Annotated in this window: 11 protein-coding genes; 4 read left to right on the top strand and 7 right to left on the bottom strand. The window is 68.0% G+C overall.

All coding sequences use genetic code 11. The features are described from left to right. Together VFE05_00545 and VFE05_00540 are read right to left on the bottom strand one after the other, a co-directional pair. On the bottom strand, positions 1 to 1,140 hold a 1,140-nt coding region (locus tag VFE05_00545; GenBank protein ID HET6228530.1), incomplete at its 3' end, for a tetratricopeptide repeat protein. Positions 1,141 to 1,715: 575 nt separating this feature from the next. After that, a complete protein-coding gene (locus VFE05_00540; GenBank protein ID HET6228529.1) occupies positions 1,716 to 2,036 on the bottom strand; it encodes a hypothetical protein in 321 nt (106 codons plus the stop codon). Between the two features lie 566 nt (positions 2,037 to 2,602). On the opposite strand from VFE05_00540, the gene acs reads away from it, so the two are divergent. The 3 genes from acs to VFE05_00525 all read left to right on the top strand — a co-directional run bounded on the left by acs (position 2,603) and on the right by VFE05_00525 (position 7,326). Then, positions 2,603 to 4,621: an acetate--CoA ligase gene (gene acs, locus VFE05_00535; GenBank protein ID HET6228528.1), complete on the top strand. Its 2,019-nt coding sequence runs from the start codon at positions 2,603 to 2,605 to the stop codon at positions 4,619 to 4,621. Positions 4,622 to 4,997: 376 nt separating this feature from the next. Then, entirely contained in the window at positions 4,998 to 5,705 is a 708-nt protein-coding gene (locus tag VFE05_00530) for a hypothetical protein (protein HET6228527.1), read from the top strand. Between the two features lie 85 nt (positions 5,706 to 5,790). Beyond that, the gene (locus VFE05_00525; GenBank protein HET6228526.1) at positions 5,791 to 7,326 is read left to right on the top strand and encodes a family 10 glycosylhydrolase; all 1,536 of its coding nucleotides are present in this window, start codon (positions 5,791 to 5,793) and stop codon (positions 7,324 to 7,326) included. 213 nt (positions 7,327 to 7,539) lie between these two features. On the opposite strand, the gene VFE05_00520 is transcribed toward VFE05_00525, so the two are convergent. Then, entirely contained in the window at positions 7,540 to 9,171 is a 1,632-nt protein-coding gene (locus VFE05_00520) for a cation acetate symporter (GenBank protein ID HET6228525.1), read from the bottom strand. Then, on the bottom strand, positions 9,168 to 9,545 hold the full coding sequence (locus VFE05_00515) for a DUF485 domain-containing protein (protein ID HET6228524.1): 378 nt from the start codon (positions 9,543 to 9,545) through the stop codon (positions 9,168 to 9,170). Before VFE05_00515 ends, VFE05_00520 begins: the two co-directional genes overlap by 4 nt. Positions 9,546 to 9,793: 248 nt before the next feature. Here VFE05_00515 and VFE05_00510 point away from each other — a divergent pair, with 248 nt between their 5' ends. Further along, positions 9,794 to 10,618, top strand: a complete 825-nt coding sequence (locus tag VFE05_00510; GenBank protein HET6228523.1) for a menaquinone biosynthesis protein — start codon at positions 9,794 to 9,796, stop codon at positions 10,616 to 10,618. A 1,135-nt stretch (positions 10,619 to 11,753) separates the two neighbouring features. Here VFE05_00510 and VFE05_00505 read toward each other — a convergent pair. The 3 genes from VFE05_00505 to VFE05_00495 form a co-directional block, all read right to left on the bottom strand. Next, the gene (locus tag VFE05_00505) at positions 11,754 to 12,704 is read right to left on the bottom strand and encodes an MlaD family protein (protein ID HET6228522.1); all 951 of its coding nucleotides are present in this window, start codon (positions 12,702 to 12,704) and stop codon (positions 11,754 to 11,756) included. A gap of 81 nt (positions 12,705 to 12,785) precedes the next feature. Further along, on the bottom strand, positions 12,786 to 13,559 hold the full coding sequence (locus VFE05_00500; protein HET6228521.1) for an ATP-binding cassette domain-containing protein: 774 nt from the start codon (positions 13,557 to 13,559) through the stop codon (positions 12,786 to 12,788). Between the two features lie 14 nt (positions 13,560 to 13,573). Next, entirely contained in the window at positions 13,574 to 14,359 is a 786-nt protein-coding gene (locus tag VFE05_00495; protein HET6228520.1) for an ABC transporter permease, read from the bottom strand. Between the last annotated feature and the right edge of the window lie 135 nt (positions 14,360 to 14,494).

The raw sequence follows: 14,494 nt of genomic DNA, 5'->3' as shown, positions 1-14,494 counted from the left end.
GCGGATCTTGCTCTCGCCGCGCTGGGTGGCCACGGCCAGGGCACGCTCGGCCGCGCGCTCGGCGCGTTCCGGCTCGCCCATCATCGACGCGCCGTGGGCCATCTCCACCAGCACCTGCGCTGCGTTCTCCTGCGTGTCGCTGCGCGAGAGCCCGTCCCACACCTCGTCCCACGTCTCCTCGAACAGGCGGCGCTCGCCGGCGCCGGCCGCCGCGCGCACCACGTTTGAGAGCACCACCAGGCGCTCGTCGAAGCGGTGCATGTGCGGCAGCAGCGCCTGGAACACGGTGAGCGCGGGCTCGAAGTGGCCGCGCTCCATCCAGAACCAGGCGATGTCCTGCGCCAGCGCGGGCAGGCGGGCGTGCTCGTGGCCGTAGGCGTCGTAGGCGCCGCGGGCGTAGCGCTCCGCGTCTTCCTGGCCCGTGTTGCTGGCGATCACGAACAGGTCGTGCAGCGCCGCGCCCTGGATCTGGCGCAGGCTGTGGCGCCGCGCCGCCCGCAGCGTCCGCACGTGGAAGCGCCGCGCCGCCGGGTAGTTGCCGCGCTGCGCGTACAGGTTGCCCAGCCCCGAGAAGGCCAGCGCGTACGACGTCCAGTCGCCGCTCTGCCGGGCCAGCGCGATGGAGCGCCGGAACCACGTCTCGGCGCGCGCGTACTCGGCGCGGCGGCGAGCCAGGCGGCCGACCGCGTAGGCCGCGCCCGCGTCGAACGGGATGGAGAGCGCCGCCGCCTGCGCGAACGCGATGGCGGTGGCCGTCAGCCCCTGCCCGTCGGCCCAGTGGGCGATGTGCTGGCAGGCCATGGACACCGTCTCGGGCCGCGCGCCGTGCGGGTTGCCCACCATGCGCACCACGGTCATCAGCGGGGGCTCGATCTGCACGTCCACCTCGCCGCCGCGCACCGCTGCCATGCGGGCCTCGTCGGCGCCGGCCACGAAGATGCCTTCACGCTCCTCGGGCTCGAAAGAGGCCCAGAGAGTCACGTCGCGCAGGGTCTGCCAGAGCAGCAGGCCCAGCGGCCCGCGGATCTCGTCGAGGATGCCCGAGCCCTCGAAGGCTTCGGTGCCGTGGGTGATCGCGGGGGGTGTCCGCCAGCGCCGCGTGGTGCGGCGGACGGGCGGGGTCATACGCTTGGGTCGCATGTGGGAGACTCCCGGAGAACGACTGCGGGACCCCGCGAACGGGGCGTGAACTGGATGCTACTATAAACGGTATCACCGTGGAACGCCATAGTCTTGCGTGTTCCTGTGCGGGCCGCGGCGGTCGCAACGCATCCGTTCGCAACCTGCTAAGCGCCCGAAAGGATCGCACCCCCATCCACCCGCCCCATCGCATTCATCGGGCCATAATTCCCTACACCATCTCGCCCATGCGTCCAAACGGACCGCACGCCGTACCGTAGGACAGGCGGTGAGCCGGTCCGCTCCGATCAGCCTGGGGGCGACACCGAAGGTCACTCCGCACCCTCCGCAAACGGATTCTGTCGGGAGATGTATGAGCGATTCTTCTCGTCCTGCGGTGCCCCGAAAGGTGCTCGCGTGCTTTCCACCCGCCCGCGAGCAGCCACTGCGTTCCCGTCCGGGAACGCCTGCTTCCGCAACGGGAACACGGCGCGAACGAGCGTTCGATCTCTCGCTCCATTTCGCCTTGTCCACGCCCGATCCTCCACCTGCCATCGGCCCTACCGGCTCTGCCGAGGCTTACGTCCTACCGCTAGCTACAGGCTCTCTACGTGGCGGATCGCGGCGATGGCACGGTCCACGAAGGTGGCTACGCGGGGGCCGCCGCGATCCAGCTCGATAGCCTGGAGCGCCGACGACGCGGCGATCAGGTCGCCCTGCTCGTCGCTGAAGCTGGGGCCGCCCAGGTCCAGCGCCTTCACCTGCGCGTCGATGTCGCGCATGGCCTGCTGCGCGTCGCGAAGGATGGGCGTGCGCTCCATGGCGGGAGCGGCTTTCAGCGCCTCCAGCAGGCTCACGGCTCGCTCGCACAGGTCGCGGAAGGCCGCGGTGTGGGGATTCCCCTGGGCATCGGGCATCTGCACGGTCTCCGGCTCGGGACGGGAAACGGACGGACGGCTTAGAATGCGATACGGACGATGCGCGGTCAACTCGCCTCGGTGTAGTCGGCCGTCGAGGGCGCTTTTCTCACATCCGCATCACATCAGCCGAGGAGCCGGGGACACGCATCCATCCGATGAGGGAGATACGCATTCCCGTCGACCGACAGCCGAAGCCGCCCCGCATCTCCCGCGTTTCAGAAGATGCGCATCAACCGGTCACTGGGGCGCTGCCGATCGAGCGAGCGCGTGCGGGAGATGTGGATCGGTCGAGATCGGAGATGTAGAACGATCGATGCCCATCCGACGACCCGGCCGGTCGTGTGGAGCGGCTGGCCGGCGGATGCGAGACGGCGGCGGCGGCAGGGTCGCATCTACCGAACAACCCGCTGTTTGCGGCCGCGAACAGGGCCGCGCGTCAACGCGATCCGAGGGCCGTGGATGGCCGCACTCTTGCGGCGCGCGCGGCGGCGTTCGCATCATCCCCGCTCACCAAACCCGCCCGGCGCCGCGCCGGTGCACGCGAGCTCCCGGAGAAGCCCCCCATGCCCACGCCCGAAATCGCTCTGGACACCCTGCTTCAGGAAGACCGGAGCTTTCCCCCGCCGCCCGCGTTCGCCCGCGCCGCGCACGTGCACGACCGCGAGCCGTACGAGCGCGCCGAGGCCGACCCCGAGGCGTACTGGGCGCAGTGGGCCGAGGAACTGCACTGGTTCCGCCGCTGGGACCGCGTGCTGGAGTGGGATCCACCCTGCGCGCGGTGGTTCGGCGGCGGCACCCTGAACGCCTCGTACAACTGCCTGGACCGGCACCTGGACGGCCCCCGCCGCACCAAGACGGCGCTGATCTGGGAGGGCGAGCCGGGCGACCTGCGCACCTTCACGTACGAGGAGCTGCACGCCGAGGTCTCGCGCGCGGCGAACGCGCTGAAGAAGCTGGGGGTGAAGCGTGGCGACCGCGTGGCCATCTACCTGCCCATGATCCCCGAGGCGGCCATCGCCATGCTGGCCTGCGCCCGCATCGGGGCGGCGCACTCGGTGGTCTTCGGCGGCTTCTCGGCCGAGTCGCTGCGCGACCGCATCCGCGACGCCGAGGCGAAGGTGCTCATCACGGCCGACGGGGGATACCGCCGCGGCGGCGTGGTGGCCCTGAAGCGCGGTGCCGACGAGGCGGTGGAGAAGGAGGGCGGCTGCCCCACCATCGAGCACGTGCTGGTGGTCCGCCGCCACGGCGCGGACGGCGAGACGCTGGGCGACGCGAAGATGGCCGAGGGCCGCGACGTCTGGTGGCACGACGCGGTGGACGGCGAGGGCGAGCACTGCCCCGCGGAGGAGATGGACGCGGAGGACCTGCTGTACATCCTCTACACCTCCGGCACCACGGGCAAGCCCAAGGGCATCATGCACACCACCGGCGGCTACATGACGCAGGTGTACGCGACGACCAAGTGGGTGTTCGACCTCAAGGACGACGACGTGTACTGGTGCACGGCCGACGTGGGCTGGGTCACCGGCCACTCGTACCTGGTCTACGGCCCGCTCGCGAACGGCGCCACCGCGGTCATGTACGAGGGCGCCCCCGACGCGCCGGACCGCGGCCGCATGTGGAAGATCATCGAGGACCACAAGGTCACCATCTTCTACACGGCGCCCACGGCCATCCGCGCCTTCATGAAGTGGGGCACCGACTGGCCGGCGAAGCACGACCTGTCGTCGCTGCGGCTGCTGGGCACGGTGGGCGAGCCCATCAACCCCGAGGCGTGGATCTGGTACCACGAGCAGATCGGCGGCGGGCGCTGCCCCATCGTGGACACGTGGTGGCAGACGGAGACGGGTGCGATCATGATGACGCCGCTCCCCGGCGTGACCGAGACGGTTCCGGGGTCCGCGACCACGCCCTTCCCCGGCATCAGCGCCGACATCCTCACGCTGGACGGGCGCTCCGTGCCGGTGGGCGGCGGCTTCCTGGCCATCCGGCGCCCGTGGCCGTCCATGCTGCGCGGCATCTGGGGCGACCCGGAGCGCTTCCGCGACACCTACTGGTCCAAGTGGCAGGGGATGACCGTGGGCGAGGGCGACGATGCGCAGCCGGGGGAGAGCGTCTACTTCCCCGGCGACGGCGCCAAGCGCGACGAGCGCGGCTACTTCTGGGTGATCGGGCGCATCGACGACGTGCTGAACGTGGCCGGCCACCGCATCGGGACGATGGAGGTGGAATCTGCCCTCGTCGACCACCCCGCCGTCGCGGAGGCGGCGGTGGTGGGCAAGGCGCACGAGCTGAAGGGCCAGGGCATCGCCGCCTTCGTGACGCTCAAGGAGGGCCGCGAGCCCACGCCGGAGCTGAAGAAGGAGATCTCGGACCACGTGGTGCGGAAGATCGGCGCAATCGCGCGTCCCGACGACATCCTGTTCGCCGGCGACCTGCCCAAGACACGATCCGGCAAGATCATGCGCCGCCTCCTCAAGGACATCGCCGAAGGCCGCGCCCTGGGCGACACCACCACCCTCGCCGACCCCAACGTCGTCGCCAGCCTCAAGACGGACTACGAGGCGCGGGAGGGGTAACTGGGGCGCGGCAGCACACCAAGCTTTCCCAGCAAGGGGCGCCTCTCGGATCCGCGAGGCGCCCTTAGCTCTTATTTCTTCCGTTTATTGTAGCGTTCGCGCTATGGGCGATTCATAGTGGAGGCTACGGAAGGACGGAAGGACTCAATGAGGTGCGGCGCGTGAGCATCTCAACGCTCCTGTCGCCGCAGAACCTCTCACCCCGGCAAGCTGCTCCCGAAGTAGCCAGAAGTTCGGACCGCCGGTCCCTCTAAGGGAGCAGCAACGCCGTCGGTAGGTTTCCCGGTTCGCCCACCACCTCCATCCCCTTCCATCGGAGCTACATATGGATCCATCGGCCGAGACACGGGCAGGTAAGGCAACGGATGTATGGAACATGGTGGACATCCTTGCCAAGATCGGGCTCGCAATCGCGACGCTGTGGTTCACCTACACCTACAATCGCCAGCAAACGCAAATCCAAGAATACCAGCGTCGCCTGCAAGAGGTGGCAACGGTCAATACCCTTTTGCCTTACGTATTTTCCCAGGATACTGTGCAGGCAGCGGCCGCCTTTTATGTCATGCGCTCAGACTCGGCCCTGCATCTTGCCTACAAGGTCGCGGACCATCTCCCGCCCGAGATGCAGAGCAGGCTTCTGCAGAGGCTTTCGCCCCATGACTTGGCATTGGCCGCTAGAACGGGCGTTAGCAGCCCATCGGGAACCCCTTTCGGGCAAGCACTCGAGCAGCAGTTCACCAGCGCCCTTACTCACGGTTCGCCATCCTCTTTGCCGGAGGCGAACACCGTGCACTCCGGGTGGATATACCTCGGAACCTTCGATGCCAAATCCAAACAGTGGCAGACGCGTTACTTGGCTTTCCCGCTCCGGACGCCACCAGACTTATTGGCTCACGAGTCGTTTAAAGTTACGGAAGCGAATGGTGCGTTGAACGTGCGGAAGGAGATGTTGAGCATTCCGAACGTCCTCCCGCCAGCGATCGACTCCATCGAGCCGAATCACCGCGTTCGCGTCGAGGAAGTCCGCGAATGGGTCGACACCGACGTCCCCACGGGCTATATGTGGGCGCGCGTAACCTATTAGACTGGATTCCTGTCCGTGCGAGACGTATGATCCCGCCCCACGTCAATACAGCGTTTACCGCGGACCTAACCTTCTGGACGAGCACGTGCCAAAGCTACTTCAGACCCTGTCCTTTGCCGCCGCGCTGTCCGTCTCCGCCTGCGCCTCCGCTAGCCGATCCGCATCGTTCGGCGCGGCGACGCCCGCATCCCCGCCGCCGGTGCAGCGGGAGTTTCGCGGGGTGTGGGTGGCGAGCGTGGCGAACATCGACTGGCCTTCGCGGCCGGGGCTGAGCACGGCGGAGCAGCAGGACGAGCTGGTGCGGCTGATGGACCGGGCGGCGGAGATGCGGCTGAACGCCATCATCCTGCAGGTGCGGCCGGCGGCGGATGCGCTGTATGCATCGCCGTACGAGCCGTGGTCGGATTACCTGACGGGGCAGATGGGCAAGGCGCCGGAACCGTTCTACGATCCGCTTGCATTCGCCGTCCAGGAGGCGCACCGGCGCGGGCTGGAGCTGCACGCGTGGTTCAACCCGTACCGCGCGCACCATCCGTCCGCGACGGGGCCGATCGCGGCGACGCACGTTAGCCGGACGCGGCCGGACCTGGTGCGGGCGTACGGGAAGGCGCTGTGGCTGGACCCGGGCGAGAAGGACGTGCAGGACCTGTCGGTCCGCGTGATCCTGGACGTGGTGCGGCGGTACGACATCGACGGGGTGCACATCGACGACTACTTCTACCCGTACCCGGAGACGGATTCCGCCGGGAACCGCATCGACTTTCCGGACGAGCAGAGCTGGTCGAAGTACGTGGCGGGCGGTGGTACGCTCAGTCGCGGCGACTGGCGGCGGCACAACGTGGACGTGTTCGTGGAGCGGCTGAATCGCGGCATCCACGGCGTGAAGCCGTGGGTGAAGTTCGGTGTGAGCCCGTTCGGCGTGTGGCGGCCGGGAAGCCCGCCGCAGATCGCCGGGTTCGACGCGTACGACCGCATCTACGCCGACTCGCGGAAGTGGCTGCGCGAGGGGTGGGTGGACTACTGGACGCCGCAGCTCTACTGGCAGATCTCGCGCGGCGACCTCAGCTATCCCGTGCTGCTGCGGTGGTGGAGCGAGCAGAACGTGAAGCGCCGGCACCTGTGGCCGGGGCTCTTCACCAGCCGCACCATCGATACGACGCAGACGCTCTGGCCTGCGTCGGAGATCGCGGCGCAAGTCTTCGTGACGCGCGGGCAGGCGGGCGCGACGGGGCACGTGCACTTCAGCATGAAGGCGTTCCTCCAGCCGCGCGACAGCCTGGTGGAGCGGCTGAGCAGCGATGCGTACGCGGAGCCCGCGCTGGTGCCGGAGACGCCGTGGCTGCGCGGCCGGGCGCCGGGAACCCCTGTCGCTCGCCTGTGGCACGACTCGGTGCCGAACGTGATCCGCGTCGGCGTGCAGTTCCCGCGGAAGCGCCCGGCGGCGCTGTGGACGATCCGGGCGCGGTATGGAGCTGCGTGGGTGACGGAGATCGTGCCCGGCTGGGCGACGGAGCATCCGCTGCCTTCTCGGGAAGGCGCCGTGCCGGACGAGGTGATCGTCTACGGCGTGGATCGCACCGGCCGTGCGGGCAAGCCGGCGCACGCGGAGATGCGACCGTAGTCCCGATCGATCGGCATCATCCGCATCGACGGACAACAGAAGAGGCGCGGCCCGTCGGGAGATGACGGGCTGCGCCTCTTCGTTCTTCACCGTAGATGCGGTCGACGGAGCCCCGTAGTCATCCCCGCCGATGTCCGATCTGCACCCCGTGGGTGAGATTCCGGATGCAATAATTCGCACCCCTACATGCGGATAGGCCTTGCGCGCTCCGTGCTAGGCCGCGCCGAGGCCGGTGTTGGCGCGGACGTTGAGCTCGTCGTAGGCGGCTTCGGCGGCGGGGTCGCGGGTCATTAGCGAGCCGAGGATCGCGGCCAGGAAGCCGAGCGGCACGGAGACGACCGCCGGGTTGTCGAGCGGGAAGACGGGCTGCGCCTGGATCAGGTGGCGCGCGGCGGCGCCTGCCGGGTCGATGCCCATCACCGCAGGGCTGAGGAGGATGAGCACGACGGAAGCGACGAGGCCGACGAGCATCCCTGCCACCATGCCGGTGGTGTTGAAGCGCCGCCAGTAGAGCGTGAGCAGGATCGCAGGCACGTTCGCGCTCGCCGCGATGGCGAAGGCGAGGCCGACGAGGAACGCCACGTTGAGCGACTTGAGCGCGATCGCCAGGACGATGCTGAGGATGCCGATCACCACGGCCGCCACGCGCGCCACCAGCACCTGCTCGCGCTCGTCGTGCTTCTCGCCGCGCTTGACCACGCTGAACCAGATGTCGTGCGCGAAGGCCGACGACGAGGCGATGGTGAGGCCCGCGACCACGGCCAGGATGGTGGCGAACGCGATGGCCGCGATGAACGACAGGAACACCTCGCCGCCGATCTTCTCCGCCAGCAGGGGCGCGGCGAGGTTCTGGTTGGGCACCAGCACGCCGGCCTTCATCACCCCGATGTTGGCCTTGCCCACCAGCGTGGCCGCGCCGAAGCCCAGGAACGTGGTCATGATGTAGAACGAGCCGATGAGGATCATGGCCCACACCACCGACGTGCGCGCCGCCTTGGCCGACGGCACCGTGTAGAAGCGCACCAGGATGTGCGGCAGCCCCGCCGTGCCGAAGATGAGCGCGACGCCCAGCGAGATGAGCGAGAGCGGGCCCCACTTTCCGTGGTAGTACAGCCCCGGCTGCGTGTAGTCGCGCACGATGGGTGCGGCACCGTTGGGGCAGGCGCCGTCCTTGAGCGTGCCCACCTCGCAGAACTTGCCCGTGACGCCGGCGACCGCGTGGAAGAACTCGGTGAACGAGAAGCCGAAGCGCGCCATCACCAGGATGGAGAGCAGGATGGTGCCTGCCATCAGCAGCACGGCCTTCACGATCTGCACCCACGTGGTCGCCAGCATCCCCCCGAAGATCACGTACACCAGCATCAGCACGCCCACCATGACGATGGCCACGTTGAAGCTGATGGAGGGGATGAGCAGGCTCACCAGCGAGCCGGCGCCCACCATCTGCGCGATCATGTAGACGAGGCTCACCGTCAGGGTGGAGACGGCGGCCAGCGTGCGCACGGCCGGGCTGCGCAGGCGGAACGCGAGCACGTCCGCCATCGTGAACTTACCGGTGTTGCGCAGCGGCTCGGCGACGAGCAGGAGCACGGTAAGATACGCGACGAGCCAGCCGACGGAGTACATGAAGCCGTCGTAGCCGTAGAAGGCGATCAGCCCGGCGATGCCGAGGAACGACGCGGCGCTCATGTAGTCGCCCGCCACGGCCCAGCCGTTCTGGAAGCCGGTGATGGAGCGCCCGGCGCTGTAGAAGTCCGCCGTGGTCTGCGTGCGGCGCGAGGCCCAGTACGTGATGCCCAGCGTGAGGGCGATGAAGCCCAGGAACATCATCAGCGCGGTGCTCATGCGTGGCCTCCGCGGACCCGGGCGGCCAGGTCGGCGGCCATGGCGTCGAAGCCGCGGGCGCGGCGCACGTACATCGCCATGAGCACCCACGCCATCACGAACTGCGAGAGCGCGAACAGGTACGCCACGTTGACGTCGCCGAACACGCGGCGCTCCATCAGCCCCGGCGCGTAGCCGACCAGGATCGGCAGCGCGAAGTAGTAGGCGATGAAGAACAGCGTGGCGGGAACGATGAAGCGCCGCTTGGCCGCCACCAGCTCGCGGAAGCGCGGGTCGGCCTCGATGCCGCGCCAGGCCGCGTCGTCGCCGCGGTCCGGCCCCTCGGCCGAGGCCTGCGTGGGGAGACCGGACGGCGGGGGTGCGTCGTCGTTCATGGGCGAGCCTCGGGCGGGTGGGAAGGCACGTGAGGCCGGACGGGACGTGCGGTGCGGCGGAAGCACCGGCCGGGAACGCACGTTACCGGGCCCGCACGTGGTTGACAAGGAGGAACCGCCCGGCCCATTCTCCCCGCCTTCGCGGCCGGGCGTCGATGGAGACGCTTCCGGAGACGCGGATCGGCAGCCGGCATCCGCAGGAGAGGCGGAGCACGGAGGAACGGAAGACGAACGGACTGGAGCGGTAGATGGCGGATGGGACGGTGGGACTCACGCTGGGGCACATCACGTACAGCAACTGCTTTCCAGTCCACGCGGGCCTGGTCGATGGTGCGGTGCCGGCGCCGCGGATGGTGGAGGGCGTCCCGTCGTACCTGAACGGGCTGCTGGAGCGCGGGGAGATCGACGTCTCGCCCTCGTCCAGCATCGAATACGCGCGCAATGCTGACCGCTACCGCATCCTCCCGGACCTGGTGATCGGGTCGCGGGGGCCGGTGCGCAGCATCCTCTTCCTGGGCGGGCGCGACCCGCGCGAGCTGGACGGCTGCACGGTGGCGATGCCCACCTCGTCCGCCACCTCGGTGGTGCTGCTCAAGATCCTGCTGCGCATCCGCTGGGGCGTGCAGCCACGCTTCGTGTGGTTCGACCAGGCCAAGGCAGATCCGTTCGCGGCGGGGGCGAACGCGGCGCTCTTCATCGGCGACGTGGCGCTGCGGCCGAACCTCTATCCCCAGCAGGCGTTCCGATTCGATCTCGGCCAGGAGTGGTGGGACGAGACGGGGCTGCCGTTCGCGTTCGCGGTCTGGCAGGCCTCCGGCGGCACGGACGACGCGCTCCGCGCCCTGCACGCCACGCTGCTGGAGTCGCGCGCGTACGGCTACGCGAACCGCATCGAGCTCGCCCGCCGCTACTCCGCGCATTTCGGCATCGAGGAGGGCTTCCTCGACGCCTACTGGCGCGACCTCACCTACGAGCTGGACCCTCCGATGATCGAAGGCCTCCGCACCTTCTACCGCCACGCATCCGAGATCGGTGAGATCGCCGCGGAGCCGGAGTTGAACTGGGTTCGGTAGAAGGCGAGTCAAGGCCGTGAGATGTCAAAATAGGTCGACGCATTTCGAGCCATTACTTCAAGTACCGCGGAGATGCGTATGCTCAAACGCCTTCTTGACGAATATGAAGCAGCAACCAGTCTTCGCATGAAGGCCGTGTTAAAGGAATGGAACGCTCAAGTATTTGTAAAATGCGTTTAGCGGAGATCCTACCAATCGAGGGCAGCGGCATATCTCCGCAGGATTTCAAATTCTGTCTGCAGGCGCATGTCGACTTTACCATAGCAGACGCAGACCACCAGCCGCTATATTTGGAGTGGAGTACGATGGAAACTCCCATCGGGCGCCCAAGCAGCGGCGGCGTGATGAAATCAAGGATCGCCTCTGTGATAGGTTCGACTTCCCCCTCCTTCGTATAAACGCTAATTACCTCAATACGATCTCCAATGGCCTTGATATTCTGAGTTGGTGCATTCACGCCTGGTTTAGTTCCAAACTTGTAGCGGAGGGTGAGAGGGCAGGTACGATAAACCCTGGAGACGTTTCGCCACTCGATCTTGTTAGCCTTTCTTCTACTCCAAACGCCCTGCCATTGCACCTCAGCCGCGCGATTCGAGGGCGTTTATCAGAGCTATCAAGAACTTCTCCTGGAATGGACCCGATGCCAACGTGCATCGTTGCCGAGGACTCCGCCGGAGGCCTCCGCGCCCTTGCGTTCCTCCGGGTTACTGCGGAAACGGGTGTTCTGGTTAGCACGGGAATGCGCGCTCAAAGCTTTGACGCCGCGCTGGAGGATGTCATCGAAGACCTCGCGATTGTAGATTTGTGGGAAAAGCTACAACGCGTTCGGAACGGAAAGATCACCGTCGAACCAATCGAGCACATTCGATCGAAAGCTCGGGATTTTCTGAACCGCTACACAATGTTGAGGCTATCAACTGTAGGCGACGCGTTTGTCCCTGCTTCTCCGGCCTCCGACGTGACCGGACCGATACACGATCCCGTGATAAAGGCAACCTAATCGCCAGGAGCGAGAGGGGGCGCATCCTCATCCGAGAATGCGCCCCTTCGTCATACCATCGTTCGTATCTGCCGAGCGGACATCGAGCCGATCCGCATCATCCGCAGTACATCAACCGATGCGCATCTCCCATCCTTAGAACACGCGGACGTTGATGTAGCGCTTGGGGTTGGCGCGGATGTCCTCGGTGAGGGCGCGGGCGCTCACGGCGGCGGCGTTGAGGTTGTTGTAGAGCGCGTCGTCCTGCGTGAGCTTGCCCAGCGTGCCCTCGCCCCGGTCGATGCGGCCGACGACGGTGTTCAGCGACGTGCTGGTGGTCTGGAGCGAGGTGCTCATCGCGCGCAGCGAGGCGGTGGTCTGCTCCAGCGACGTGGCGGCGCGGTCCACGCGCAGCGTGATGCTGTCGGTGCGGGCGATGGCGCGCGCCAGCTCGGGCCGGGTGGCCGCCGACTCGATGCCCTTGGCCGAGCGCGTGAGCGACGAGGTGAGGTCCGCCAGCTGCCGGCGCTGCTCGGTCGCCAGCCCGCGCAGCTGCACCATCGACGCCTGGAGCTGCACGGCGGACGACTGGAGCTGCGTAGCGGTGCCGCTGATGGCGTCGATGTTCTGGTGCGACAGCAGCGCCTCGGTGCGCCCCAGCACCGTGTCGGCCTTGGTGGTCAGGCTGGCGATGTCGCCCAGCCCGCCCGCGCCCGCCGCGCCCTCCACGCTGGGGATCGAGTCGCCCTCGCCCAGGTAGTCGGCGGAGCGGCCGGGGAGGATGTTGGCCGTCATGCCGCCCAGCAGGCCGCTGGATTCCAGCGTGACCTTGGAGTCGCGCGGCACGCCGTACTCCTTCTCCAGCTCCAGCTTCACCACCACGCCGTTGTTGCTGATGGTGAAGCCGCGGATGCGGCCGATGTTCACGCCCCGCAGCTGCACCGGGTCGCCCTTGCGGATGCCGCCGGCCGTGGAGACGCGCGTGCTGACGTGGTAGCGCCCGCGCAGGGTGCCGGGGTCGGTGAGGAGGAAGAGCGCCACCACCACGGCGATCACGCCGCCGATGACGAAGAGACCGGTCTGTACCTCACGATTTGCGGAGCTCATGGTCGCTGCTGTCTCGGGTCCGTTCAGGTACGTCGGGAAGCCCGGGGAACTCGCCCCGGGCGCCGGGCATGGGGGAAAGCTCTAGACTTCCATCTCGGTCGGCACGTCGCGCTCCAGGAAGGCCCGCACCAGGGCGTCGTCGCTGGCGCGGAACTCGTCGGGCGTGCCCACGAAGCGGATCCGGCCCTTGTCCAGCATGGCCATCCGGTCGGAGATGGGCAGCGTGCCCTCGATGTCGTGCGTGACGATGATGGAGGTCACGCCCAGCTCGCTGGCCAGCTTGGCGATCAGCCGGTGCACCACCGCGCCGTTCACCGGGTCCAGGCCCGTCACCGGCTCGTCGTACAGAAGGATCTCGGGCTCGCCCACGATGGCCCGCGCGATGCCCACGCGCTTGCGCATGCCGCCCGACAGCTCCGCCGGCAGCTTGGGCAGCACGGCGTTCGGGTCCATGTTCACGTGCTCCAGCGCCTCCACCACCTTGCGCATCACCTCCCGCTCGCCCATCTCGCGAAGCTCTCGCTCGGACAGGCCCTGCGACACGTTCTCGTAGACGGTCATCGAGTCGAACAGCGCGGCGTTCTGGAAGACGTAGCCCACCTTGCGGCGGATGCCCGCCAGCTCCTGCCGCGACGACCCGAACACCGGCACGCCGTCGATCCGCACGTTGCCCTGGTCGGGCGTGATCAGGCCGATGGTGGTCTTCAGCAGCACGCTCTTGCCCGTGCCGGAGTGGCCCACCACCGAGATGGTCTCGCCGCGGGCCACGGACAGGTTCACGCCGGCCAGCACGGGATAGTCGAAGGTCTTGTGCAGGTCGATGTACTCGACCGCGATGTCGGGCAGCTCTGCCATCCGTCTTTCAGCCTCTACTGCAGGAGGAGCGGCGGGAACATGGCGTCCAGGAAGAGCACCGCCAGCGTCATGAACACCACCGCCGACGTGGTCGACCGGCCCACGCCCTCGGCGCCGCCGCGCGTGGACAGCCCCATGTGCGAGGCCACCAGCGGGATCACGAAGCCGAACGAGACGCCCTTGGCCAGGGAGTAGAACATGTCCCACGAGTGCCAGAAGAGCCCGGCGCCGTACAGGAACGCGTCCTTGCCCAGTCCCACCGTGAGCTGCGCCGAGAAGATGCCGGCGATGATGCCGATGCAGTCCGCGATGCCCACCAGCAGCGGCACGATGACGATGCCGGCTATGATGCGCGGCGCCACCAGGCTGCGCACCGGGTCGCGCCCCAGCGAGTACAGCGCGTCGATCTGCTCCGACACCTGCATGGTGCCCAGCTCGGCCGTGATGCGCGCGCCCACCCGGCCGATGAGCACCACGGCCGTGAGCACGGGCCCCAGCTCCAGCACCACGCTGCTCGCCACCACGCTGCCCAGCACGTAGAGCGGGACGGAGCCGGTGAACTGGTAGCCGCCCTGCTGCGACGTCACCACGCCGGAGAGGGTGGCCGTCACCAGGACGATGGGCACGCTCTGCACGCCCATCCAGTACATCTGGTTCACCACGTCGCGCAGCGAGATGCGCCCGGTGAACAGGTAAACCAGCGTGCGCCAGGTGAGCGAGCCCATGCCCGCCGCGTGGCGGGCCATGTTCTCCACGCTCCGCCCCACCGCGGCCAGCGGCCGCTCCAGGACCGGCGTCAACCCGCCCGCCCGGGGCGCCGCGGGGCGCCCCTCTCCACCACCATGTGTCGCATTCCTCGCCGCTCGAAAAAGGAAAGCCGGGCCCGGGAGCCCCCGGGCCCGGCGAAAATGGTGCCGCCGCGCCCCCGCCGCAAA

The organism is Longimicrobiaceae bacterium, assembly GCA_035696245.1.
Taxonomy (GTDB): domain Bacteria; phylum Gemmatimonadota; class Gemmatimonadetes; order Longimicrobiales; family Longimicrobiaceae; genus DASRQW01.
Note: the sequence above shows the minus strand (reverse complement) of the source record. Positions and strands in the feature narration are given on the sequence as shown.